Annotated in this window: 19 protein-coding genes and 1 pseudogene; 5 read left to right on the forward strand and 15 right to left on the reverse strand. The window is 57.5% G+C overall.

The genetic code is table 11. From position 1 onward, the window contains the following. Positions 1-324: 324 nt before the first annotated feature. The 13 genes and pseudogenes from G3N58_RS07850 to G3N58_RS07910 form a co-directional block, all read right to left on the reverse strand. On the reverse strand, positions 325-996 hold the full coding sequence (locus G3N58_RS07850) for a c-type cytochrome (protein WP_167037865.1): 672 nt from the start codon (positions 994-996) through the stop codon (positions 325-327). Next, positions 997-2,493, reverse strand: a complete 1,497-nt coding sequence (locus tag G3N58_RS07855) for an FAD-dependent oxidoreductase (RefSeq protein WP_167037862.1) — start codon at positions 2,491-2,493, stop codon at positions 997-999. It abuts the gene before it with no gap. A gap of 260 nt (positions 2,494-2,753) precedes the next feature. Next, positions 2,754-3,413 (reverse strand): hypothetical protein, encoded by a 660-nt coding sequence (locus tag G3N58_RS07860; protein WP_167037859.1) that lies wholly within the window; start codon positions 3,411-3,413, stop codon positions 2,754-2,756. Positions 3,414-3,467: 54 nt separating this feature from the next. Continuing rightward, positions 3,468-4,412, reverse strand: coding sequence for an electron transfer flavoprotein subunit alpha/FixB family protein (locus tag G3N58_RS07865; RefSeq protein ID WP_167037856.1), 945 nt, complete (start codon positions 4,410-4,412; stop codon positions 3,468-3,470). 15 nt (positions 4,413-4,427) lie between these two features. After that, a pseudogene (locus G3N58_RS07870) lies at positions 4,428-4,583 on the reverse strand (electron transfer flavoprotein subunit beta/FixA family protein); the annotation flags it as partial. 8 nt (positions 4,584-4,591) lie between these two features. Then, a complete protein-coding gene (locus G3N58_RS07875; RefSeq protein ID WP_167037851.1) occupies positions 4,592-5,881 on the reverse strand; it encodes an acyl-CoA dehydrogenase family protein in 1,290 nt (429 codons plus the stop codon). A gap of 702 nt (positions 5,882-6,583) precedes the next feature. After that, on the reverse strand, positions 6,584-7,825 hold the full coding sequence (locus G3N58_RS07880) for a thiolase family protein (protein ID WP_205998893.1): 1,242 nt from the start codon (positions 7,823-7,825) through the stop codon (positions 6,584-6,586). Between the two features lie 16 nt (positions 7,826-7,841). Beyond that, a complete protein-coding gene (locus G3N58_RS07885) occupies positions 7,842-9,395 on the reverse strand; it encodes an AMP-binding protein (protein ID WP_167037845.1) in 1,554 nt (517 codons plus the stop codon). Then, positions 9,396-9,653, reverse strand: coding sequence for a hypothetical protein (locus tag G3N58_RS07890; protein WP_167037842.1), 258 nt, complete (start codon positions 9,651-9,653; stop codon positions 9,396-9,398). Positions 9,654-9,775: 122 nt separating this feature from the next. Further along, the gene (locus G3N58_RS34620; protein WP_205998894.1) at positions 9,776-10,906 is read right to left on the reverse strand and encodes a DUF5938 domain-containing protein; all 1,131 of its coding nucleotides are present in this window, start codon (positions 10,904-10,906) and stop codon (positions 9,776-9,778) included. Positions 10,907-11,290: 384 nt separating this feature from the next. Beyond that, positions 11,291-12,658: a DUF1329 domain-containing protein gene (locus tag G3N58_RS07900; protein WP_167037836.1), complete on the reverse strand. Its 1,368-nt coding sequence runs from the start codon at positions 12,656-12,658 to the stop codon at positions 11,291-11,293. 226 nt (positions 12,659-12,884) lie between these two features. After that, positions 12,885-13,298: a RidA family protein gene (locus G3N58_RS07905; RefSeq protein WP_167037833.1), complete on the reverse strand. Its 414-nt coding sequence runs from the start codon at positions 13,296-13,298 to the stop codon at positions 12,885-12,887. Positions 13,299-13,364: 66 nt separating this feature from the next. After that, on the reverse strand, positions 13,365-14,246 hold the full coding sequence (locus G3N58_RS07910; protein WP_167037830.1) for a phytanoyl-CoA dioxygenase family protein: 882 nt from the start codon (positions 14,244-14,246) through the stop codon (positions 13,365-13,367). Between the two features lie 535 nt (positions 14,247-14,781). Between G3N58_RS07910 and G3N58_RS07915 the strand changes: the two genes are divergently transcribed. Next, on the forward strand, positions 14,782-16,221 hold the full coding sequence (locus tag G3N58_RS07915) for a TetR/AcrR family transcriptional regulator (protein ID WP_167037827.1): 1,440 nt from the start codon (positions 14,782-14,784) through the stop codon (positions 16,219-16,221). 213 nt (positions 16,222-16,434) lie between these two features. Here G3N58_RS07915 and pntB read toward each other — a convergent pair whose 3' ends face one another. Both pntB and G3N58_RS07925 read right to left on the reverse strand, forming a co-directional pair. After that, positions 16,435-17,847, reverse strand: a complete 1,413-nt coding sequence (pntB, locus tag G3N58_RS07920; RefSeq protein ID WP_167037824.1) for a Re/Si-specific NAD(P)(+) transhydrogenase subunit beta — start codon at positions 17,845-17,847, stop codon at positions 16,435-16,437. Positions 17,848-17,860: 13 nt separating this feature from the next. Next, positions 17,861-19,489, reverse strand: a complete 1,629-nt coding sequence (locus G3N58_RS07925; RefSeq protein ID WP_205998895.1) for a Re/Si-specific NAD(P)(+) transhydrogenase subunit alpha — start codon at positions 19,487-19,489, stop codon at positions 17,861-17,863. A gap of 155 nt (positions 19,490-19,644) precedes the next feature. Between G3N58_RS07925 and G3N58_RS07930 the strand changes: the two genes are divergently transcribed. The 4 genes from G3N58_RS07930 (at position 19,645) to G3N58_RS07945 (ending at position 24,957) form a co-directional block, all read left to right on the forward strand. Beyond that, positions 19,645-19,812: a hypothetical protein gene (locus G3N58_RS07930; RefSeq protein WP_167037817.1), complete on the forward strand. Its 168-nt coding sequence runs from the start codon at positions 19,645-19,647 to the stop codon at positions 19,810-19,812. 424 nt (positions 19,813-20,236) lie between these two features. Next, on the forward strand, positions 20,237-21,496 hold the full coding sequence (locus G3N58_RS07935; RefSeq protein WP_167037814.1) for a TetR family transcriptional regulator: 1,260 nt from the start codon (positions 20,237-20,239) through the stop codon (positions 21,494-21,496). A 256-nt stretch (positions 21,497-21,752) separates the two neighbouring features. Beyond that, positions 21,753-22,685, forward strand: a complete 933-nt coding sequence (locus G3N58_RS07940; RefSeq protein ID WP_167037811.1) for an SDR family NAD(P)-dependent oxidoreductase — start codon at positions 21,753-21,755, stop codon at positions 22,683-22,685. Positions 22,686-23,133: 448 nt separating this feature from the next. Beyond that, entirely contained in the window at positions 23,134-24,957 is a 1,824-nt protein-coding gene (locus tag G3N58_RS07945) for an acyl-CoA dehydrogenase (protein ID WP_167037808.1), read from the forward strand. Positions 24,958-25,027: the final 70 nt, after the last annotated feature.

The raw sequence follows: 25,027 nt of genomic DNA on the forward strand, positions 1-25,027 counted from the left end.
CCCATCCGCACCTCGTCAAAAAATGCAGGAATTACGCGTTAATATGCCTGCTTCCTGCAATTCCCTCAACCCCATTCAGAGCGCAAAGCCTTGCACCATAAGGCTTCGAGGATTGTTCAGGCTCGACTATCTACGTGACAGGCGTTCCTCGAAAGGACTCACCACTTCTAATCATTCGGAATCCTGAAAACTTGGCACCCCGTCTCGTTCAGGACCGGAGAATCCGTTGCTTCAACAGATCCGAATTGCCATGCGTCCAGAAGACGTGACGTTGGCGACCTTGACTTGAGTCAAGCCTTCACATTTCTGTGATCGCCTGGCAAACTAGCGTACAGCGATGCCATCCTGCCCCGGCGACACCCTGGCCAGGTAGCGAGCTACCGCGGAAATGTCTTCGCTCGATAACGTTGCTACGATGCCGTTCATGGCGCCGGTCGGGTCATGACGTTGTCCTGACTTGAACGCGGCCAATTGACCCGAAAGATAGGCCTCGCCCTGTCCGGCGAGTCGAGGCGCCCGATCTTTGCCCATCAGCTTTGCTCCATGGCAAGCTTGACAACTCCCGGCTTGAAGCAGCGCCAGTCCTCGCTTCTCGAGCGCCGAGTCGGCTGGCACGTCCTCGTTTCGAGTCGGCGCTTGCCTGGCGAAGTAGGCAGCCAGTGCATCGATCTGTGCATCGGTGAGATCCTTCGCGAGCGGCGCCATATACGGGCTCTGACGTTGCCCCGTGGCAAACGCATGTAACTGTTCGGCCACATAGACCGGCGGTTGACCGGACAACGCTGGATACCACGTGTTGAGCGACTGCCCATGCGACCCATGACAGTAGAAGCAGGTCTCTTGCGGCTGGGGCCAGGGACCGGCGTCGGCTTTGTTCGCTTCACTGATCTGGGACATGGCTTTCTCGAAGCGCATGCCGTCCAGCATGTCGCGCCCGTAGAGTGCACCCGCGCCGAGCGCACCCACGATCGCCACGATAATCAAGGTCCGTTTCATTTATGCTCCCTCGCTGCGTTGTGCGAAGGTCGCCAGCGCCTGCAGTGCCGCCCGGTGACCGGAGCGCACCGCGCCGTCCATTGCGCCGGCCCAAAGGTCGGCAGTCTCAGTTCCCGACCAGATCAACCGGCCCACAGACGGGTGGAGGAACTTGCCCCATTTCGTCCAGAAGCCTGGCGGTATGGGATGGATGCATTGCAACGTCCATGGATCGACCCGGCCCCAGTCGAAATCGTGGAACTGCGTCGGGCGCAGCGCCTTGTATCCGAAGGACTGGGCATAGATCGCGGACAGCATCCGCTCGGCTGCTTTGGGATCGCCGGGGACCGAGCCCGGTGCCACGAATGCGCTGATCACGCCAACCGATGCATCTGGCGGGGAGTTGTCATAGGCCATGAAGACTGGTCCGCCGACCTGGAAGATCTGTCCATTCAGGCCGTCATCGCGCCAGAATGGCCGGTCATAGACATGCACCGTCTTGCGCATTGGGGCATTCGTGGGCCAACGCTGTTGCAATTGCGCACGGCCATCGGGCAACGGCGGATCGAAAACGATCTGGTTGCACAGCGCCGGATTCAACGCAACGACCACCTGGCGCGCACGCACTAAGCCTTGATCGGTGTTCAACTCAACGATCTCGCGATCCCAGCCGGTGATCTTACGCACGGGGCACGAGAGCCGGACCTTGCTACCAAGCTGGTCCGCCATCTTGATGCTGAGAACCTGGGAACCGCCGATGAAGCGCGTTTCCTGCGCGCCGTCCTTGATGGATTCGAGTCGGGCGCGGCTGTTTCCGGCACTATTGATCGTCGCCAGATACTGCAACAGCCCAAGCTGCGCCGGCGACCCGCCAAGCGACAGCTTTGCCGCGATACCCAAGAAGTACCCGTCCTCAGAATTCACACCTTGCTGCAGCAACCAATCACCGAACGACAGCTTGTCGAGCTCAGTTGCGTTCTTGGCCTTCCAAGGTGCGGCAGCCGGCACGCCGCGCGCCAGTTCGTCAAGTTTGGCAGCAATTGCGTCGTCGCCGCCGCTGGTACCATGAAGGTCCTGGGTCACCCGGACGTCGCCCGCCAGAATGACTGTCTTGCCAGCGTAGTAAGTTGGGAACGTCTCGACTTCGAGTTCGCGAGTCAGGTCAGCAATCGCCGTCTGGCCAGGGCCGATCCACTGGCCGCCAGCTTCGGACACAACGCCGTGACCCAAGTCGTGGTTGTACGTACGCCCACCAACGCGGTTGCGCGCTTCCAGCACCACGAACGACTGGCAACCCGCCAATTGCAGGTCACGCGCCGCTGTCAGGCCTGCCAGCCCTGCACCGATGATGGCGACGTCAAGAACATCGTCCGACTTCTGCGCAAGTGCAACGGTACCGGCATTTGCCGGTTTGGCGCCGAGAGCCAAACTGCCCACCGCAGCCGTGGCACCAGCGTATTTGAGCCATTGCCTGCGCTGCAGGTTGGCTGAAGTATCGGGGGGCGATTTCTCTGTCATGTTGTTTCCGTGACTGCTATGAGCGATCCAGGTAGTCGAAATGAATCCTGGATTTGTTTCAGCCACTGACGGACGCGCGGCTGACCCTCACTTCGTCGCATGCGGCGAAGATCTCGTCCACGACCTGCCGTACCGCGGAGCCAGAGCCATCCCGGCCATTCACATCGCAAGAAGGCCCGCCCTCGCCCCACGCTCGTCCGCTGGTCTTACGTTCCGTCAGTTGTTTGCGCGGAAAATCCCCGGTGCCATATCGGTGAAGCTTATGCTGCCACCGCCGTCCACCGTCCTTGCCCACGCTCTAACGCACAATACGAGTAATAAATAGCAACTGCGAAATATGCCCAAGTTAGCAAGGCAAGAGTGAAGAAGTTAAATACGACGTTAGTATCTTCTCCCGGTATTTTATAGAAATCATATATTCCGGCAATAATCGACGAAGAAACAATTCCCAACATCAACATCACGGCATTAAAAGCCTCGCCAATCTCAAACAATCGTTTGACGATACAGCACAAGTAGATCATCATCGCCCCCCACATGACCAAATAAAAATAAGGCAAGGGTTCAGTCAGAAAATCAAAATTGACAATGAAAATTGTGCCTATGATGGATATCGCAAATAACAGAATATCCTGCCGCACTGACGGCTTGTAATTATGCGTGACAGCCATCAAACCCGCCACACCTACAACCGGAACACCGAACCCCCTGGAAAACGCATCAAAAAAATGTGCAATTTTATATAAAGCGGGAGATCCAGTTATGTTAAAGAACAGAAAATTTGTCGATGATGTGGCCAGAATAAACCACTCCAGCCCAAGAAGATAATTCTTCTTTTTAATGAATTTCGCGCCAAAAATAAATCCGCTTGCCGCCAGACTCAGGCAAGCAAAACAAAGAATGATACTTCGAAGATCCATGATTTTCGCCTCAACATCTAGTCAGATTCTTAATTTATTCGCCGGCCCGTTCAATCAGATCGCCACCATCAGTTCCGGCACCACCTTGAACAGATCACCGACAAGGCCATAATCCGCCACACTGAAAATCGGCGCTTCCTGATCCGTATTGATTGCGACGATTACCCTCGAATCCTTCATGCCGGCCAAGTGCTGAATCGCTCCCGATATACCGACCGCGATGTATAGCTGTGGCGCGACGATCTTGCCGGTCTGACCCACCTGGTAGTCGTTCGGTGCGAAACCTGCATCCACTGCCGCACGCGACGCACCAAGCGCAGCAGTCAGCTTGTCCGCCAGCGGCTCCAGCACTGTCTTGTAGTTCTCCCCGCTACCGAGGCCGCGACCTCCCGACACGATGATCTTTGCGCTCGTTAGCTCCGGGCGATCGAGTTTCGTCACTGCGCGGCTCACGAACTGCGATACACCAGCATCGGGCGCAGCTTCGATCTTCTCAATGGCTGCGCAGCCGCCTTCGGTTGCCACCGCGTCAAAGCCCGTGGACCGTACCGTGATCACCTTGATGGGATCCGACGATTGAACTGTCGCGATCGCATTGCCGGCGTAGATCGGGCGCTCGAATGTGTCGGCACTTTCAACTGCGGTGATGTCCGAAATCTGGGCGGCGTCAAGCTTCGCTGCAATACGCGGTGCGATATTCTTCCCATATGCAGTCGCCGGCACGAAGATGTGCGAATAACTCGCCGCAAGATTCAGCGCGGTTGCAGCAACATTCTCCGCGAGGCCGTCTGCGAGTTGCGGCTCGTCGGCCACAAGCACTTTCTCAACCCCAGGGAGCTTCGCTGCGGCATTCGCGACATCGCCCACATCGTGACCTGCCACCAGCACATGAATGTCGGCTTCCACGAGGGTGGCAACAATTGCCGCAGCTGCAACGGCATTTAACGTAGCGATCCTTATCAATACATTTTCATGTTCGGCGATTACCAGAATCTTCATTTCTATCCGCTCCCTTTACAGCACCTTCGCTTCGACCTTCAACCTCTCGATCAGCGTCTTCACGTCAGGAACCATCACACCGGGCGCGCGCCTCGGCGGCTCGCTGACCTTCAGCGCATTCAGACGCGACGTCACGTCGACGCTGATATCTCCCGCCCTGACCGTATCCACGACGACCCCTATTGCTTGCCCCACCCGTTCTGGTAGAGCTGGCTCGCCAGCAGACCCAGACGCGTCGTCGCGATGTAGTTCTCACCGTCCTCGATCAGCGCCGAGCGTACGTCGCGGAACAGCTTCTCGATCGGAAATTCGCGCGTCGTGCCATTGGCGCCAAACAGTTGAAATGCTTCGTGCACGATCTTCATCGCTTCTTCGGTCACACTCACTTTACCCATCGCGGTCACATAAGGGTGGGCCCGCGGCGATATCCGCGAGAACGCAAGGGTGCGGCGCGCGATCGCACGCGCGGTCTCCAGACGGCGCACCATCTCGCCGATGCGGAACTGTGTCAGTTGATGATCAATCAGCGACGCGCCGCCCTGCTTGCGCTCGTGGCAATACTCGAGCGCAAGCTCGAGGGCCGCACGCGCCGTGCCGACAAACACCTGGCACATGTGCGTACCGGCGTACGACCACGCTGAAGTGAGGTTGCCGAGATACTCGTCCTTCAGCGCAATCGCAAAGCGCTTCGGTACCTTCACGTTATCGAAATAGATCTCACCCTGCGGCAGCGAGCGCTGACCGATCTTGTCGAGCGGCTTGCCGCGCGAAATTCCTGGCAGATCCAACGGAATAATCATGCCGATACCATTGGTCATGCCGCTCTGCTCGCCGGCACCGTAGAAACCGTCACCATAGTCCGCCGCCATATAAGCGAGGCCCACCTGCGCCACAGTCCCGTTCGACACCCACGACGAATACTGCCCGTTGATGACGATCTCGTCGGCTCCCACCTTCGCAGTAATGTTGCCTACCGATTGTTTGCCATATGCGCCAAGCTCTCCGCGACACAGAATCGCGGAATCCGAACCACGGTCCGGCTGCGTGTTCATCCAGCAGCCGATCTTGTTCGTGCACATATCGATCAGCTCCTGATTGCCTACTGAGTGCGCCATCAACAATGGCATCATTGTCACGCCCATCGAGACGGCAATACCTGGATCGCCCCAGCCCAACTCTTCGCCGATGAGCGACTCGATTCGGACAGCAACCTCCGGCGGAAACTGGGCGATCAACTGAGGATCAAGACCCAGCTTTGCGCTCTCGACAATAGCGGTCCAGAACGGCGACCCGGCAGCGATTACATCCTCAGGCTTCATGCGGTCGAGTTCCCGACCAATAGGACGCAGCACGTCACGCGCGAAACGATGAACGGTGCTCTGAATTGCGGCTTCCTCTTCGCTCAGCGGCGTCTCGAAACCGCTCATTCCGACGAACGGCAACGCAACCGACTTGTGCAGACGAATCATTTCGATGCTCCTATCTTGGGCACACGCCAACTGGATTTATGGAGACCCAGCGCTTGTAGTTAATTTTCCTAACAAATGAGCCAATTAGCTTTATCAAGCCAAGCGCCCTCGGTTCGGTTCTTCGCTCGTTCTTTGGCGAAGAAGATCCACAGTTAGCTAAACAGTCCTGGATGGGCGACTATGCGCCACCCATATACGCCTTAATGACCTAATCATAGAGCCACAATGACCTAATATCAAGGAACAATGAGCTAGGGGAAACGCCAACTTTCACAACGACCCTACCGGCATGGAGCGTCCGCATTTACCTCATTCCGCTTCCACTCGAGGGAAGTCGACGACGAGCCGGCGCCGGCTTACTTCGCGATCTCTATAGAGGAGTAAGTCGAAAGCCGCAGTTCACAATAATGCGTTCTGCCTACACCAAAGTGACCTATGATCCGGCGCGTCGCTGTGAGCGCCAAGAGAGAACTGGACAAGACCAAAAGGCACAAGGAAGCGTTCAAAGCATTGGAAATGTAGTGCCCCATATCTGACCGTTTTCTTTAAATAACGGGCAAATGCATATTGCACAGGCCGTCTTCATCGCTCGCTCAGCTAGATTTTGAGAATATGATTTGACCATATTGGATCCCGGTGATTTGCGGCTGCAGCATCACAATCACAAACCACATAGCGGCCGGACCTCGACCGCTGTTTCCATCAATCCTTGCTCAGGATGTGAATCGCAAGCGCGGCTTCTTCGATGCTCTGGAATCCGCCGCCGTTTTCTTGAATCGCATGCCGTGCACCCTGCACTTGACGCGCGCCAGCCTCCCCGCGTAGCTGAGTGACCAGCTCGTACAGTTGGCCGATACCAGTCGCGCCGAGCGGATGGCCTTTGGATTCGAGCCCGCCCGACGTGTTGATCGGAATTCGCCCTCCGATCGTAAACTCGCCGCGCTCGGCAGCGGGACCGCCTTCGCCCAGTTGCACAAAGCCGAGGTTTTCGGCCTGAATGATCTCCCCCATTGCCGAAGCATCATGAAGCTCGGCCACGTCCATGTCCTCGGGGCTCAGGCCAGCCTGCTCGTACGCCTGAAGCGCGGCAAGGCGGCCAATGTTCTTCTCCGGTTCGTCGATACGGCGAGGGGTGGAGCTGCGGAGCACGCTTGCCGCGACCCGGATACAGCGGCTGCGATCGGCACCGATGCGTCGCAAGCCCTCCTCGGTACACAAGATGGCGGCGGCCGCACCGTCCGTGACAGGCGCGCACATCGGCAACGTGATGGGATACGTGATCGGCGGCGCTGCGAGTACCTCGTCGATCGTAAACGTCTTTCGGAACTGTGAAAGCGGGTTATGCACCGAGTGCCCGTGGTTCTTCGCAGAGACCGCGGCGATCTGACGTTGCGTCGTGCCGTAGGTCTTCATGTGATACCGGCATAGCGCGGCGTAAACCGCCATAAAGCGGCTGTAGGGTCGGTCAGACTCCGAGCCGGGCGGCGGCACGATGCCATCTCCCAGCTTCGTCAACGCCGCAAAGTTCTCCTCGATCCTCGACACATCCCAGCCTGTCTCGAACAGTGCGAACGTCCTCGACTTGTCCTCGACGTTCATCTTTTCTACGCCGAGCGCCAGCGCAACATCGCTGCCACCTGCACGCAGATGCTGTATCGCCAGATGTACCGCGGTACTGCCGCTCGCACAGGCATTCTCGAGATTGAACACCGGAATTCCTTCGATCCCGATCTTGCTGAGTACGACCTGACCCGGAATCGATAACTGGCCCTGCAGCATGCCGTTAGTGACGCCCGAGTAGTAAGCCGCGCCAATCGCGTTGGCGCCGCAACCGGCATCTTTCAACGCGCCGCGCAGTACCTCGCCGGCCAGATCGTCGAGGCTACGTTCGAAGTGCCGGCCGAACACTGTCATGGAGATACCGGCAATGTAGATGTTGCTCATTCTTTTATCGCTCTCGTCAGATCTTGCGTTGCAGGCCTTGCCAGTACTGTTCTCGCAGGTCTTTCTTCAGCACCTTGCCGATGACGCTGCGCGGCAGCGCGGCCACGAAGTCCACGCTCTTCGGCGCCTTGACTCCCCCGAGCTTCTCCTTGCACAGAGCAACAAGTGTCTCGGCACTCACGGTCTGACCCGCATTGAGTTCCACGACTGCCTTTACCGCCTCGCCCCACTTCTCGTCGGGTACACCGATCACCGCGCAATCCTGCACCGCCGGGTGTGCCCAGATGACCTGCTCGACTTCGCTCGGGTAGACGTTGAAGCCGCCGCTGATGATCATGTCCTTCTTGCGGTCGGTGATGTGAAGGTAGCCCTCGGCGTCGAGGTGGCCGATGTCACCGGTGTGCAGCCAACCGTCGATGATGGTTTCGGCAGTCTTGTCCGGGGCCTTGTGGTAGCCCTTCATGATGAGGTCGCCACGCACGCAGATTTCACCGGTCTCGCCTTGCGGCAGGATATCGCCGCAATCGTTCATGATCTCGACGTGGATCAGCGGGTTCGGACGGCCCACCGAAGACAGCCGTTCATCGGAAGCGATCTTGCCGTCAACGAAATGCTCGTCCGGTGCCATGTTGGAAATCGATGCCGCGGCTTCGGTCTGCCCATAACCACCGGCCATGACCGGGCCGAACACCTCGATCGCGCGCTTGAGCTTTTCCACCGACATCGGTGCGGCGCCGTAGAGAAAGTACTTGAGCGACGAGAAGTCCTGCTGCTCAATGCCCGGAATATCAAGCAGGCGATAGATGACCGTCGGTGGCAGGAAAAATTCGGTGACGCGGTGCCTGGCGATGGCGGCCAGCAGCAGTGCGGGATCCGGCTTCGGCAGCACGACCACAGTGCCGCCGCGCGCCGTGCACGGAAGCGACATCATCCCGGCGGTGTGCGTCATCGGAGCGGCGGCAAGATTCACTGGGCGCTGCGTGCCATACGGGAAAGCGATCATGAATTGCGCGAAGTACGTCTGAAACGCGCGATGCGTGTTCATCACGCCTTTAGGCGCGCCCGTCGTGCCCCCGGTGGCCGACAGCGTGACGATGTCGTCCATGTCGTAATCGACGCGCGGCATGGTCGACGATTGACCGGCGCTCCACGTTTCGAGCGACGGCGCCCACGGCAAATCGCTGTCAATGCACACCCAAAGCTTGATCTTCGGCAAACTGTCACGCAGCGCCTCGACCGCTGGCGCGAAGGCATGCTGGAAGAACAGCGCCTCGCAGTCGAAGGCGTCGAGCACAGGCTGGTTCTCGGCCGGTGCGTTGCGCCCGTTCACGGGGATGTACACCATGCCGGCACGCCAAATGCCGAGTCCGCAGCCCCAGGCGATCACGTCGTTGTCTGCCCAGACTGCGGCCTTCGCTTCCTTCTCGAACCCGGTAGCGATCAGCCCATTGGCGACGCGGCACGAAAGCTCACCGATCTCCTGGAACGAAAAACTGCGTTCGCCCTGGATATAAGCGATGCCGTGAGGGTTGATACGCCACCCACGGTCGAAAAAATCAATAATTGCCATTTACATATTCCTTGGGATCAACTGCGGGCCGATGACGGGGCTGCCCATGCCTTCCGTGTATGGGTCATCGGACCAGTCCGTTCGGTGGCCCCGCGTGTATGAGTCGGAGTTACTCCTGCTACCGGTGCCAGCATCCGTGCGCGCTGACTTCGCGAACAGGTCGAACATGCCAATGCGATCTGCCTCCGCCCATGGGTAGGCTGCCACCAGCCCGGCCGCCGCGACCGCTGCAGCAATACCAATGTGCTTAAGTTGCATGGAGTCCCCCTCCTTCTCAACTGATTCTCGGCGCAGCTCCCCAAAGACGGCTTGCGGGGCGTGCTCTGGTGTGTGTTCTGCTGCGGCCCGACGACTTGATCATGGCCGCACGACAATTACGGTTACAGCTGGGAGATCGTGGCGCGAGCCAACCCCCGCTGCTCCAAGAAGCCGAGCAGGTAGCGGTGTCCGAACGCCTTCGAGCCGGACGCGAAACCGACCTTGGCAGTGTCGCCGTCCAGTAGCTTGACGACACCGGCGGCATGAATGGCGCCGGTGGAGATGTATGGCGTGACGCCATGCAACGTTGCACGCACCGAAGACATTTGTCCGCGGCCGATAGCGAAGTCAACGGTGCGCTGAATCGTCGTACGTTCTCGTGGCGGCATCGTCGGCGTAGTCGAATCGACGACCTGCTTCAGAATCGCATCCTGCTGTTCCCGCGGCAGATGGCTGTACTCGGCTTGCCATTTCTGCTCGAACCCGTGCACGGCTTGCATCACATTGTTGTCGTAGAAACCGACGCACGAAATGCAACTACGCACACGCGGATCATGCTCGAAGTAGACGGGTAGCGACGTGCCGCCCCACGGCAGCGAGAAGACCGGTTGCATGAACGCGGGGTCAACTACGTTAAACGACGCTTGCGGAGCGTGCGGCTGCAGCTTGTTCTCCCACAAGTAACACTGTTCGTTCCGGGCGCCCTCGAAGATCGTCGCTGCCGAACCCACGCTCACCCCTGCCGTTTCACGCGGTCCGCGACACAACGTGGCGGTCTCGAGCGCATCGACACCCGGCGTCTCGAGCGCCAACTCGGCGGCAATTTCGGCGAAGGAGTACATGTATGCATTCGAAGGGGACACGAGCAGACCTGCCTGCCGATACAGTTCCCCAAATTGATCGCGCACCTGGCGGATGTAAATCTGCTCGCCAGTGGTATCCAGGTGATGGCAGCCTGCTTTAAGCGCTGCTTCGACGCCGACAAGCCCAAAATTGGAAAACGGTCCAACGGTGTTGCACACAACCTTCGCGCCGCGGAAGGCAGCGACAAGTGAGTCAACGTTGTGTTCGGCTTCAATGATCTCGTAGTTCGCCGACTCGAGGCGCACGACGCGCTGCGCCATCATTTCCTTCGCGCGCCCCGCGTTGCGCGCGACCGCGGTGAACGGGATGTTCTGGTCGATCAACCAGTCCATGATCAGCATGCCAGTGTAACCGCTTGCGCCATAGATGACGACGGGGTGCTTTGCCACGATTGTCTCCTGATAGTACGGTTGTTAAGCGTTGAATCGGTCAGCCTTGATTTGGTACCGTGAGCCACGCCTCACGTCGGGCCACCGACGATCCGTTTCTCGCCAAGTCCATGTAAAAAATAAGGAATACTTATCTGAATAGACAAAAAAATTTCAATGCTATGCCAGTACGACTTCGCGCGCGAAGAGAGCCTGTTTTCCACCCTCATCCTTCATGGCCTCAGTCAGGGTTGAGCGGTATACGTTTAGCGTCAAAGTTCCTGAAACTGCGAACATTCACGCAGTTTTCTGTACAACCTCTCTGGCACGCATCTCTGTCCCGTCTTTTTTGGGGCCGACATGCACCTAAGGCACACATCGGCTTTCTTCATTTATCAAAGGGCGTTAGCGTTCGCTGACCGACCTCAGTGATTCCGCCGAGTAGAAGTCGGACTTGAATTGTGGACCGGTGATCTGCTTGTACCAATGAATGTCCTTACCCTGGCCAATAGTCGATAAATCGAATACATAACGTCCGTTGATCAGATCGTATTGCACGAACGGTTCGTTATCGCAGGCGCCGTCCAGTTCCCATACCGGGATCGGGTAACTTTCCCGCACCTTCCACAGCTTGCCCTGGGCGTCGTAGTCTTCGCCGACGAGCGCCAGCCAGCTGTCCTCGTCCAGATAGAACACCTTCTTCGACGCAACGTGGCGCGCGGTGGGTTTGAGCGTCGCCTCGACAACCCACACGCGGTGCACCTCGTAGCGTCGATGATTGGCGGCAATGCCGTTCGGCGTTGCAACGTCATGCAGCTTGTCGTTGAAGTTGTACATGCCGAAGGAGTCGTATGGCACGATCATCTCGCGCTTGCCGACGAGTCGCCAGTTGAAGCGGTCGATCGAGCCAAAGAACATATTGACTTCATCAATCAGGTACTGATTCTCGAAGCCAATCGCCGGCGCGTCGTGTGTATAGGCCGGCATGCGCCTCACCCGACGCTGTCCGGGAAAGTAATAGTACGTTTCCGTATCCTTGTCGAAGTATTGGCGCTGTACAAGCGCCTGTCCCGCCAGCGCGGCTGGCGAATTCATCTGGAAGTAGAGGCCCTGAGTGAACTGATCAACGTCCTGCGGTGTGGTCTTGCCCAGTTTGCCCACCGGATAATACACAGTCGACGTGCTGAGCACATCGATCCAGTCGCTGCTACCCGGACGTGGGGAAACAGACGTCACCACCGACGGCCACTCCTGACCTTCGCCCCGGTACCGCAACACGTAGTTCAGAATCGCTTCAGCACCGTTTTTTGGCTGCGGAAACGGCACGCTAGGGAAAATCGCTGTCTGCACCATTTCGCCGCTCGAATCGAGCTTCGCAGCGGTTAGATTCGCTTTCGAGTTCTGTGCTACCGAATCCGGCAACTGGCATTCACGGTGCGACGGATAGACGTCCATCCGATAGCCCTTTTCCTGCTTGACAAGCTGGATCTGGCCGGGCGTCAGCTTGTCTGCGTATTTGTCGACATTCGAGGAGTCGATCGAATAGAGCAGCTTCTCATTCCGATGCTTCCAGAAATCACCGCGATATTTCCCGTACTCCCAGCCGGGATCGGGCGGCTGCCTGCCCACGTAGGCCGGAACGGCGCCGTCGCTACTTGCCGATCGATCTCCGCCCTCGGGCGTGAGATCGTCCGCCGCTACCGCGATCCCGATCGTCAACGATGCGGCAAGCGCGGCAGCAAACACAACTACGATTCTGCACTTCTTCATCATGGATTCCCCTTCAATTCTCGCCTTCGAATCACGGTTGCATAATTCGCAGGCGAAACACGATCACTTCGATTCCATCGCCCGCTACCGGACTCCCGATACCAACGCCTCAGATTTGCGTGCCGTCCCTATCGGAACACGTTGCCAAGGTTGCCGGCAGCTCGACCTGATATAAGCTGTCTGCGTAGGGGTCGAGCATGCCTATCTTCATGCCGTCAAACGCCGGGGCTTAGCCCTCGCCAGACCCAGCAACTGCTACCGCACGAATCTCGACGTATAGCTCAGGCAGGCCCAGTTGCGTCACACCGACCGCAGTCCACGATGGATAACGATGCGGGAAGTACTCGTCCTTGACAGCCTGGAACGCCTCCATTTCGCCCCGCAGGTCCGTATGGAAGGTCGTCAGTTCGACAACGTCAGCCAGGCTTGCCCCGGCTGAATCGAGAATGGCTTTCAAGGATTCGAACGCGATCCTGGCCTGCGCCTGCATGTCCTCGCCCGCCTTCATTTCAGCAGTGAGTCCAACCTGACCGGAAACCCAGATGATGTCTCCGACGCGAGTTGCCGGGGTGAAATGAAAACTGTCGTGCCACACCTGGAACGGGGGCGGAACGATAGACTGCCGTTTGGTAGTTGTCTCCATAATTATTAGTTATCCTTTTTTAAAAACCCGGCACGGGTCAAGACGCTCAAAGTCTAGGGTGGTGATTTACGGAATCAGGCCGACTTCCTTGAAACTCTCCAGCTTCAGCAACTCAAGCGGATCCACAATCTTGCCGCCGAGTTCAATCCAACCCAGGAACGTTTCTCCCCTCGACCAGCCAAGAAGACGCTGAACTTCCTCCGGGAAGGCTTTGACTTTCTCGATGGGAACCGAGAGATACTGGTTCTCCTCCTGCCGCAAAAACGACAGATCGTAGGGCATTGAGATGCCGGTACGCGGCCCATTCGAAGTGTTTTCGCCGCCGCCGTGGTATGTCGAGCCAAGCCACATGAGCGCATCGCCAGCGCTCATTTCCGCGGAAACTGTCTCCTCAACCTTCGGCATCCTTTCATCATCCCACTTGTGGCTGCCGGGGATGACCCGGGTCGCACCGTTCTCATGGGTAAATTCGGTCAGCGCCACCATCACATTGACGCGAGCCTCCCGCCCAAAGGTCGGATGACGCCAGAGATAAACAGCATCATCGCGATGCAAAGGCTGCCCCCCCTGACCAGGCCAGATCTGGATAGCCTGCGTGGCGCCAACCTGGATGTCCGACACGCTCTCGAGCATCTGATCTCCGAGCCAGATCTTGACCGGATTCACCTGCAGAATCTTGCGCGCAGTCTCGAGAAACAGTGGATTCAGCGCAATGGAAACTGCGTGATCCGTGCGTCCGAAAAGCCGCGAGAGACGGCGAGTTTTTTCACCGTGAAAAAACGGATCGTCGCCAGCCGGAATTTGGTCCAGAAGTGGCATCAGATCCTTTTTCAAGCCATCGAGCGTTTCTGGCGATGCGAAGCCGGTTACGCAGACAACCCCGTCCTCTCTCAGGACAGCGGCGATTTCATCGGGTGATGCTGTATTGGACAACTTACTGATGCTCATGTCTTGACCTCTCAAAAAATTAGTCTGATTCAATTGCATGGAAACCGAAAGACTTCACTTCACTACGTCTCGCCGCAATCGCATGGGAGAGCCACGCTGGTCCGATTACGAACACTTCAACGTGCGGACTGTCAGGATAAGTCTCACGGTCGGCTGGCTCGCAGACGCAATCTCGCCAAAGGTCCTGTACCTGGTCAGCATGGTTAGATGAATCGGCGAGCCAATATTTGCGACATCACAACCTACTATATGCACCTCTTTGACCTAATCATAGCGCCGCAATGACCTACATTCAAGAAACCCGATGGCAGGGAAAACACCAACTCGCAGAACATCCTCTCCGAACGACGAGCGCCATGCGTGGCGCCTCTTCCAGGGTTGCTCTTTCACAGTGGTTGTCACGCTAGTGCAGATGTCACCCGCAGCCTCGGTGCAAGGGCGCATCAACCGTGCAAGTTCATAATGGTGTTTCCTCCTGCCGCCGGAGCGACCTATAATCCTCGACAGGCTACTGTCAGTTTTAAGGAGAACCGACGTGCACGGAAAGGCGCCAGAAGAAGAAACGCTTCACGAATCTGAGGGGGCAAGGTCCGACACCGGGCCGGTCACGCGAGGCAACCGGGAACTACGCCTTGCGCAGATCATTCTTGCGGCTCAGCAAGCGTTTCAGGAGGATGGCTATGCGGGATTTGGGGCTCGCGGGGTCGCGGCGCGCGTAGGCATCACATTGGGAAACCTTCAATACTACTTTCGAACGAAAGAGGAATTGTTGCGCGCGGCGCTGGAAATATACGTGCACCAAATAGTGAAAGACCACACGGCCATCGCAAACCAGCCCGGCGTTAGCCCGACACGGCGTTGCTCCGAGCTGGTAGATCGTGTTTTTCACGACATTAACGAAACGGACATGCCAAAGTTCCTGCTTGAACTTTGGGCTTTCGCCCAGCATGAGCCTTATGCGGCAAAACTCGTTGAAGAGATGCATTCCCAATATCGGAGTAGCTTCGCGAAACTGCTATCAGACATTCATCCAACTCTAACCAACGAACAGCGGCTGGTGCGCGCGTCCATTCTTGTCGTTCAGATGGCAGGACTGGTGATAGCCAATCATTTCGGAAAAGACTCTGATAAGGACTTTGCAGAATTCGTTCGCTTGACAAGACGAGTCGCGAAAATGATCACGAGTTTGCCGCAGCAGGAACTGGAAGGCAGCGTCCCGTTCCACGATTCACCCAGACAACAGGCACACGGCAAGGGCAGCACACATAGCAGCATCCTGGGATCTGAAGAGCACGTCAAACATGGATTGTTCGAGTTGAGTTTGCGACAAGCAGGACAAGATACCCCCTATTACCGGCCCACGGTCCAGGGGAAACGACGTGAGGTGAAGATCAACGAGATCGTCTCTTCTGCCGCCAATCTTCTAGCGGCAGAAGGGTACGCGAACTTCACGCTGGCTCGGGTGGCCGAGGAACTCGGCATTCCGCGATCTGCGCTAAAAAACTATTTTCCAACGCACGACGATCTGCTTCGTTCCACCATTACCGCACTCTTAAACGCCTATCTAGACCGCTATGCAGATATGGGCAGGCCCACCGGCAAACCAGCGATGGAACGGCTGCGTGAAATCGTCGACGATGCTTTTGAAGAAGCACGTGACCCAAGGATTTGTCAATTCGAATTCGAATTGTTAGCGTTAGCCCAGCACTCGGACATCACGCTTGACCTTCTGAGAAGACTGTACTCGGCCTATCGAGCGATCTATGTCGATCTGGTGCGCGAGATAGACGCGTCAGCCACCGCACGCGAATGCCATGCACGCGCGAGACTAATCGCTGCACAAATGGAGGGGGCGATAATCTTGATGTTCGGTTCCGAAAAGCAGCCGCCGGACGTAGACCGCGTTTTCGCGTTGATGAGAGCCATCACGATTCGCCTCGCACACGGAAACATTACCGCGAAGGAGGCAGCGTAAGACTCGCTGCGCCTGACCAGATTGTTGCGCGTCAGTCGATCTCGTGGCGGCAAACCGTGCTGGGAAGATTCAGCAATGCACAGATTTGCCACTGATCAGCGCCGAAATGTCATATCAAGTCTGTGATCAGTTCACAGAGGCGGGAAGGATTTGGAGCTTGCCTGCTTCAACGCGTATGCGTCGATCGCGCACCTGCTCCAGCATGGCTCCTCGTCATCCCTTCAGCGCCCCGAAGATCTCGCTCAACATCGTTTTCGCATCGCCGAACAACATGCGATTGTTCTCCTTGTAGAAGAGCGGGTTGTCCACTCCGGCATAGCCTGAGGCCATGCTTCGCTTCATCACAATTGAAGTCTTGGCCTTCCACACCTCCAGCACCGGCATGCCGGCAATGGGGCTGGCCGGGTCGTCCTGCGCTGCCGGGTTCACGATGTCGTTTGCGCCAATAACCATCGACACGTCGGCCTCGGGAAAATCAGTGTTGATCTCGTCCATCTCCAGGACGATGTTGTAGGGCACCTTCGCTTCGGCCAACAGCACGTTCATGTGGCCCGGCATGCGACCTGCCACCGGATGGATCGCGAAGCGCACGTCGACGCCTTTCTCGCGGAGCAGTTTGGTGAGTTCATACACTGTATGCTGGGCTTGTGCCACGGCCATCCCGTAACCGGGCACGATGATGACGCTCCGGGCTTCGCGCAGCATCTCAGCAGACTCCACTGCACTCACCGCCACCACTTCGCCGGCTGGTTGTGCGCCGCCGCCCGCCGGTGCGGACACGCCGCTGCCGGTACCGAAGCCGCCGGCGATCACGCTGATGAAATTGCGGTTCATCGCCCGGCACATGATGTAGGACAGAATCGCGCCCGACGAGCCGACCAGAGCGCCGATCACGATCAGCAGGTCGTTGCTGAGCATGAAGCCAGTGGCAGCCGCCGCCCAGCCCGAGTAGCTGTTGAGCATCGACACCACCACGGGCATGTCGGCGCCGCCGATGGCCATCACCATGTGCACGCCGAACAGCAGCGAAACCACGGTCATCACAACAAGCGGCATCATGCCGGCCTGAATGGTCTCCGCATGAAGGAACGCGCGACCGTACACGATTACCACCAGTAGCGCAGCCAGGTTGAGCCAGTGCCGTGCCGGGAGCAGCAGCGGCTTGCCGCCGATCTTGCCTGAGAGCTTGCCGAACGCAATGACCGAGCCCGCGAAAGTCACGGCGCCAATCAGAATACCGACGTAGATTTCCACTTCGTGGATGGCCTTCTCTGCGCCGATAAACTGCACCGAAGTATCGATGTAGCTGGCAAAGCCCACTAGGCAGGCCGCCAGGCCGACCAGACTGTGCATCAGCGCAACCAGTTCGGGCATCTGCGTCATCTGCACCTTCTTCGCGGCGAAGAGACCGACGGTACCCCCGACGACCAGCGCGGCGACGACGTACGGAGTGCCCTCGGCCGACACGCGTGGACCGAGTACGGTTGCCAGCACGGCGATGACCATGCCGATCATGCCGAGCAGGTTGCCGCGGCGCGCGGTTTCGGGATTGGCCAACCCGCCAAGGCTGAGGATGAAGAGAATGGCCGCGCCGATGTAGGAGACGCTAGTCAAATTGGAAGTCATCGTTGTTGCCCCCTTATTTGCGGAACATTGCCAGCATGCGCCGCGTCACCGCGAAACCGCCGAACATGTTGACGGCCGTGAGCGTCAGCGCGCCCACTGCGAGGCCCAGGATCAGCCCGGAGGGCCGGCCGCCCACCGCGGCCCCGTCTAACGGCGGCGCAACCTGCACCAGCGCACCGATCGCGATAATCGACGAGATCGCGTTGGTCACGCTCATCAGCGGCGTGTGAAGTGACGGCGTGACGTTCCAGATCACCATGTAGCCGACGAAGCACGCCAGCACGAAAACCGTGAAGTGCGACAGGAACGTGGCCGGCGCAAACTGGCCAACCAGCAGGAAAGCTAGTGCACCGAGGCCGAACACGACGGCGAGCGCTTTGGCCGACATCGGTTCGCCGCTGCCGCTGCCGCTGCCGCTGCCGCTGCCGTGGCCGTGGCCGTGGCCGTGGCCTTTCGCCGCGGCCACCGCGAGTGGAGGAGTCTGAGATTTAGGTGCGGCGACCACCTGCTTGATCGGCGGAGGCGGCCAGGTAACGCTGCCTTCCTTGATGACCGTGAGTCCCCGGATCGCGTCATCTTCGAAGTCGACATTGATCGTGCCGTCCTTGGTCTTGCACAGCTCCTCGACCACGCGCAGCAGGTTAGTCGCATACAGCGTAGACGACTGCCTCGCTAGACGCGACGCGAGATCCGTGTAGCCGACGATGGTCACGCCGTGGCGCACCACTGCCTCGCCTGGCACCGTGAGCTCGCAGTTGCCGCCCTGCTCGGCCGCCATGTCGACGATCACGCTTCCCGACTTCATCGACTGCACCATCTCGGCCGTGATGAGCTTCGGCGCCGGCTTGCCGGGAATCAGCGCAGTGGTGATGATGATGTCCGCGTCTTTGGCCTGCTGCGCGTACATCGCGCGTTGCGCCTGCTGGAAGCCCTCGCTCATCACCTTGGCATAGCCACCGCCGCCCGAACCCTCCTCCTCGTAGTCGACCTTGACGAATTCACCGCCTAGCGATTTGACCTGGTCGGCCACCTCGGCGCGCGTGTCATTGGCGCGCACGATCGCGCCCAGGCCCACGGCCGTGCCAATCGCCGCGAGACCCGCCACACCAGCGCCGGCGATGAAGACCTTGGCGGGAGGCACCTTGCCCGCAGCCGTGATCTGGGCGCTGAAATAGCGGCCGAACGCATTCGCCGCCTCAATGACGGCACGGTAGCCACTCACGCCAGCCATCGACGTGAGCGCGTCCATCTTCTGCGCGCGCGACAGCGTCCGCGGCAGCGAATCGATGGCAAGCACCGTGGCCCGCCTGGAGGCCAATTGCTGCATCAGCTCTGGGTTCTGGGCCGGCCAGACAAAGCCGATCAGCATGCCGCCGTCGCGCATCAGAGCCACTTCCTCGTTGCTCGGGGGGCGGACCTTGAAAACGATTTCGCTGCGCCCCCAAAGCTCGGCGGATGAAGTCACCACCTCGGCACCGGCAGCGCGGTAGTCGTCATCGCTAAAGTTCGCGTCTGCGCCTGCGCCGCTTTGCACGGTCACCGAAAAACCCAGCTTGATCAGCTTCTCGACCACGTCAGGGACGGTCGCTACGCGTCGCTCCTGGCTGGTTGTCTCGAGAGGAACTCCAATCCGTAATGTCATATCGTGAACTACCAGTAGTGGCCGTCGCAAGGATTTCCGACCCGCGTTTCAAGTTACCAAACTCAGGAGTGACTAAAGCCGACCTATCTGGGTACAGATGAGCAGGCCCACCACTAATTCGCAGCCGCGTTGCTGACAAGGATGTCGAAACGCCCATGCCCGCCCCGAATGCACTCGAACGTTCTGGCGACGCCCTTCTCCAGGCGACGCGGCAGGCCAGTTCCTCGGCCTCGCCGCACGCTGCGGCGGACTTGCAATTCGACACGATCACGCACACCCTCTGCTTTGCGGGCAGCTTCGTGCCTTCCTCTCAGATTCTGTGACTTAACGCAGCCACAAGCGCGCCCCCCCTCGTCAGATCAAGCAGGTTCATTGCGATGCCCCGCTCTCTCTGAGGAATATCTGGTGTCCTTTCTAACCAGATCAGGCTCGCCAAGCATATCAAGTGTCAGAGTCTTCATGAAATTAATCTTTTGAATCGAGTGGTATTCAATTCATGAATTCCCTGCAGGGATACGACGGCCCAGTGAGCCTCGCGTACATCGGCGAGAACGGTTAGAGAGCGACCATTAGAACAGGACGAATTTGATACCAAGCCGCTAAACTCGACGCCAGACCAACCTCACACGCAGGTGCTGCGACCTGAATGTCGACAGAGGAAACACCTCTCACGTCACCGCATCACAGCTTCATCGTCCCAGGTTTTTTGGCAAAATGGCATATCTGCGAAATTGGAAATCGCTCCACATGCTTCCTAAAACGGAATCTGCACGACAGCCTAAGCAACACCGCTCCCAGGTGACACGGGACCGAATCGCACACGCGGCTATTCAACTGCTGGGCGAAATCGGCGAGGCCGGGCTAACACATCGCGATGTCGCAGCGAGGGCAGAGGTCTCGCTCGCAGCCACGACGTACCACTATGCGTCGAAATTCGATCTACTTGAGCATGCATCTTCAGTGCTCCTTGAGGATTACATGACGCGTTTTCGGAGCTTCGCATCACAGCAGGCAGGGCTCGCCTCTGGCCGCCCGACCTTCAATCAGTTTATTGCCAACCTGTTACGCAACGCAGCCGGACGAGACCGATTGCGTTCGATTGCCTGGTGCGAAATTATGCTCATTTCCGCCCGCAACCACAGCACCCGCACGCTCGCGACAGTCTGGTATGCCAAGCTTAGAGAAATTTGGACCGATATAGCCTCACTTCTCGGAGCAGACATTGAGCCACGTGCGGTTCAGGTAACAATCGACCAGACCATTGGCTTGCTGTTTATCATCCTGTCGCTCGGCTTAACCCCGGATGAGGTTTCAGCCTGCATCTCAGCCGGCCTGGATATACCAGGCCCAGCACAGTTGCTTGATCGGCCCACCACATCGAAGGAGTCCACCAAACACAGCAAGGGACGAGAAACCCGCGAACATTTGCTAAATGCGGCCATCCAACTGATGGCTACTCACGGTGCCGGGGCCGTGACGGGGCGTTCCGTAGCCTTGAAAGCGGGTGTCGCACCGGCAGTTCCGCCCTACTACTTCAAACCCGTCAGCACTCTGATCGACGCAGCACGCGAACATCTCTATGAAGCTGCGAAGACGCGTTACCGTGAAAGTGCAAACGGAACTGATCTGGCTTCCGCATCGCTCGACCAAATTGCCGACCTGACTACTGCTGTGCTCACAAGGGAGGTTACGCAGTTCAGCGAATTCAACCTGGCAACGCTCGCAGTCGAAGTGGAAGCCGCGCGACAACCAGCGCTCAGACCAATGGTCGGTCAGTGGGTCAGCGACCGGAGTCGGGCGTGGCATCGACTGCTCACCAAGTTCAATGACAACGCTTCGACAGCAAATGGACTCCTGATTGCCAGCCTCTTCACCGGCATGCAAGTTCGCTTGCTGGCAACTGGCGCGGACGTCGTAGCCCTGAGCGACCTTCGACTCGAGTTCATGATGGCGTTTGACGAGCTAGGATACGCTAAATCGCCCGCCACAAAAAATCAGTACAAGTGATCGAAAAACAATTGACTCAATTTATCTCGCATCCTAAGATGACCACAATCGCTGGCTAAATTCCGAGTCATCTCGAAGATTGCCACGCGTCATATCTGTACAAACGTCTGCTTTTGTAGTGCAAATCGCGAGACCAAGTCGTCATGACCACCTCGCAGCAGGGTGAATATTTGCGGTGCTGTCGTCCATCATGTACTGCACCTTTAACTCTAAGGTACGTCCGCAGGCCACGACAAAACTACTAAGGAGGCGATCCATGAAAATAGATCTGACAAATCGAGTTGCGATTGTGACCGGAGCTGGCGCAGGTCTCGGGCGTGAACATGCCCTGCTGCTTGCGCGGCTAGGGGCAAAGGTCGTGGTTAATGATCTGGGTAGCGACGTAAACGGTAGAGGCGAATCCGCGACGACCGCGGAAAGAGTCGTTGACGAAATCGAAGCCGCTGGTGGTGAAGCGATTGCGAACAGTGCATCGGTTACCGATTCTGGACAGGTTCAGCAAATGGTGGATCAAGCTCTTTCACGCTGGGGCCATGTCGACATTCTGGTAAACAATGCCGGCATCCTGCGAGATAAGAGCTTTAGCAAGATGACCCTCGATGATTTCCGTGCGGTGATCGAAGTTCACTTGATGGGATCAGTGAATTGCACCAAGGCAGTATGGGACGTCATGCGAGAACAACAGTATGGGCGCATCGTGATGACCACATCGTCATCTGGGCTGTATGGCAATTTTGGGCAATCGAACTACGGTACTGCAAAGATGGCGTTAGTTGGCCTGATGCAGACACTGGCAATCGAAGGTGAGCGGCACAATATTCGGGTGAACTGCCTTGCTCCAACAGCTGGTACACGCATGCTTGAGGGTCTAATGTCCGCGGATGTCCTCGACACCCTGTCGCCCACTTCTGTTAGCCCCGCGGTGGCAGCACTTGTGAGCGAAGAAGCACCCAACCGAATGGTATTGTGCGCCGGCGCGGGAAGCTTCGAGGCGGCACACATCACATTGACTTCCGGTATCCATCTTGGGACGGGTGAACAAGTGCCTCACCAGCTTGCTCAACGTCTCGACGAAGTGACAAACAGAAACGGCGAGACTGTTCCGACGTCTGGCGTTGCCCAAGGCGATCTCGAATTAAAGAAGGCTCGCATCACTGCTTCAAGCGCCACGGCCAATTCTCATGCGTGACGAGTCCAGTACGGCATTAAACGGGTCCGACGGCAATCTGGACGACCACACGACGGAAATTCGACACAATGCGGGCGTTCCGTGCACACAATCCCAGCTATCGGCGCTAGTCAACGAAGAGCTAGGCGTGTCCGAATGGATCCCTATTGATCAATTTTCGATCAATGCATTTGCCGATGTAACCGGTGATTAGTTTGTGGCCGATTTATGTTGAAGTAGGTCGTGGAGAAAAATGTCACGAGCATTCGGCTGACAATAGGTGTCGTTGCGGAAATCGAGGCTTATCGCAAGCCCGCACTTATCACGAAGTGGTTGATACCGATCAACAAGTAACATTTAGTGAAATTTTCGGGATTCATCGGCATGATTTTATTAATATGTATTCCTAATTATTTTCATATCTCACGACACACCTGAAAGTGGCGAAAAATTCATCGACCCGTTTCCTATGACCAGCGAACTCATCCTCTCCCGCCGCGACCTGGAATTCATCATTTTTGACTGGTTGCAAGTCGACTCGCTTGTTCGTCGCCCTCGTTATTCTGGTCAGGATCGATTCGACTACACATCCGTGCTGGACGTCTACCAATCTCTCGCCGCCGACCTTTTCGCGCCCCACAACAAAAAGAACGACAGCAACGAGCCTTCATTTGATGGAGAACGAGTAACCATCAATCCAGAGGTTGGTGTCGCATTGCGTGCATTTGCAGACGCCGGACTAGTCAGTGCCGCGTTTCCCACGGAGTGGAACGGCATGAGCTTGCCGAGCATCGTAGAGCGAGCCGGCATGGCCTATTTGCTAGCCGCGAATCCGGGAACTGCAGGCTACCCATTTCTCACCATTGCCAATGCAAATTTGCTCATTGCACATGGTGAGCGGGAGCGGGTGGAGCCGTATGTCAAAGCCATGTCGGAAGGCCGTTGCTTTGGCACAATGTGCTTATCGGAGCCACAGGCAGGATCGAGTCTTGCCGATATTCGGACGCGTGCAGTCCCAGTTGGCAACGGTCGCTATCGTCTGTTCGGGAACAAAATGTGGATCTCTGGTGGAGATCACGAGATTTCCGAGAACATCGTCCACCTGGTTCTGGCCAAAATTCCCAATGAGGACGGCCAGCTGCCTCCAGGGGTTCAAGGCATATCGCTCTTCACCGTTCCGCGTAAATTGATTGGCCTCGATGGACTGCCCAGCGAGCGAAATGATGTCGTACTCGCCGGAATCAATCACAAGATGGGTTATCGCGGCACCGTGAACTGCGTGCTGAATTTCGGCGAAGGTCGCTTTCGCCCAGAAGGCGAGATTGGTGCGGTTGGTGAAATCGTTGGCGAGCCCGGAAAAGGGCTTGCTTACATGTTCCACATGATGAACGAGGCGCGCATCTCCGTCGGCCTCAGCGCTGCAGCGATTGGCTATACGGGTTACCTGCACGCCTTGGATTATGCGAAAACGCGCCTTCAGGGACGGACACGTAGCGACCGATCGCCAACGTCTCCCCAAGCTCCCATCATTCGCCATGCCGACGTACGGCGCATGTTGCTAGCGCAGAAGGCTTACGTGTCCGGGGCGCTCGCGTTGTGTCTGTATGCGGCTCGCCTTAGTGACGATATTCATTCGATTGACGACGCCAACATCCGCGAAGAGGCGCAGTGCCTACTCGATCTGCTCACCCCAGTTGTCAAGAGTTGGTCGTCCCAATGGGGTCTCGTCGCCAACGATCTTGCCATCCAGGTTCACGGCGGTTATGGCTACACGCGAGAGTACAACGTCGAGCAGTTCTATCGTGACAACCGACTCAATCCGATACACGAAGGCACGTTCGGCATTCAGGCGCTCGACCTGCTTGGCCGAAAGACACGTATGAACGGAAATGCGGCTATGGCAGCTCTCGACAGGAAAGTCTCCAGTACGGTGTCCAGATCGCGAGTGACCGCCTCGCTGCATCGTCACGCCTGCACACTCGAATATGCGTGGGAGCGAATCCGCACCGTAACCAGTAAATTGCACCGGCTCGATGACCCCGAACTCCAACTGGCAAATGCGGCCGCCTACCTGGAGGCCTTTGGCCATGTCGTCGTCGGCTGGCTTTGGCTCGATCAAGCAATTGTTGCAAAAACTCTCGAGAGTGGCCCGACCGGCGCTGACTTTCATCGCGGCAAGCTTGCTGCCTGCGACTACTTCTTCGGATGGGAAATGCCCAAAGTGGCTGGGTGGCTTGCAGTGCTTAATCCATTAGAGACAACCCCTCTGAACATGCCAGAGCAGTGGTTCTAAACAATAGGGTTCGATGCCATTTCATAGCCAGCCAATTTTTCCCGAGGGATAGCGCATGATTAACGCTGTC

Source organism: Paraburkholderia sp. Ac-20342 (genome assembly GCF_017104985.1).
In the GTDB taxonomy this organism is placed as follows: domain Bacteria; phylum Pseudomonadota; class Gammaproteobacteria; order Burkholderiales; family Burkholderiaceae; genus Paraburkholderia.

Excerpts from the sequence above, each read along its gene's own strand:
- G3N58_RS07850 (WP_167037865.1), bottom strand. The coding sequence starts at position 996 with ATGAAACGGACCTTGATTATCGTGGCGATCGTGGGTGCGCTCGGCGCG.
- G3N58_RS07855 (WP_167037862.1), bottom strand. The coding sequence starts at position 2,493 with ATGACAGAGAAATCGCCCCCCGATACTTCAGCCAACCTGCAGCGCAGG.
- G3N58_RS07860 (WP_167037859.1), bottom strand. The coding sequence starts at position 3,413 with ATGGATCTTCGAAGTATCATTCTTTGTTTTGCTTGCCTGAGTCTGGCG.
- G3N58_RS07865 (WP_167037856.1), bottom strand. The coding sequence starts at position 4,412 with ATGAAGATTCTGGTAATCGCCGAACATGAAAATGTATTGATAAGGATC.
- G3N58_RS07875 (WP_167037851.1), bottom strand. The coding sequence starts at position 5,881 with ATGATTCGTCTGCACAAGTCGGTTGCGTTGCCGTTCGTCGGAATGAGC.
- G3N58_RS07880 (WP_205998893.1), bottom strand. The coding sequence starts at position 7,825 with ATGAGCAACATCTACATTGCCGGTATCTCCATGACAGTGTTCGGCCGG.
- G3N58_RS07885 (WP_167037845.1), bottom strand. The coding sequence starts at position 9,395 with ATGGCAATTATTGATTTTTTCGACCGTGGGTGGCGTATCAACCCTCAC.
- G3N58_RS07890 (WP_167037842.1), bottom strand. The coding sequence starts at position 9,653 with ATGCAACTTAAGCACATTGGTATTGCTGCAGCGGTCGCGGCGGCCGGG.
- G3N58_RS07900 (WP_167037836.1), bottom strand. The coding sequence starts at position 12,658 with ATGATGAAGAAGTGCAGAATCGTAGTTGTGTTTGCTGCCGCGCTTGCC.
- G3N58_RS07905 (WP_167037833.1), bottom strand. The coding sequence starts at position 13,298 with ATGGAGACAACTACCAAACGGCAGTCTATCGTTCCGCCCCCGTTCCAG.
- G3N58_RS07910 (WP_167037830.1), bottom strand. The coding sequence starts at position 14,246 with ATGAGCATCAGTAAGTTGTCCAATACAGCATCACCCGATGAAATCGCC.
- pntB (WP_167037824.1), bottom strand. The coding sequence starts at position 17,847 with ATGACTTCCAATTTGACTAGCGTCTCCTACATCGGCGCGGCCATTCTC.
- G3N58_RS07925 (WP_205998895.1), bottom strand. The coding sequence starts at position 19,489 with ATGACATTACGGATTGGAGTTCCTCTCGAGACAACCAGCCAGGAGCGA.
- G3N58_RS07930 (WP_167037817.1), top strand. The coding sequence starts at position 19,645 with ATGCCCGCCCCGAATGCACTCGAACGTTCTGGCGACGCCCTTCTCCAG.
- G3N58_RS07935 (WP_167037814.1), top strand. The coding sequence starts at position 20,237 with ATGCTTCCTAAAACGGAATCTGCACGACAGCCTAAGCAACACCGCTCC.
- G3N58_RS07940 (WP_167037811.1), top strand. The coding sequence starts at position 21,753 with ATGAAAATAGATCTGACAAATCGAGTTGCGATTGTGACCGGAGCTGGC.
- G3N58_RS07945 (WP_167037808.1), top strand. The coding sequence starts at position 23,134 with ATGACCAGCGAACTCATCCTCTCCCGCCGCGACCTGGAATTCATCATT.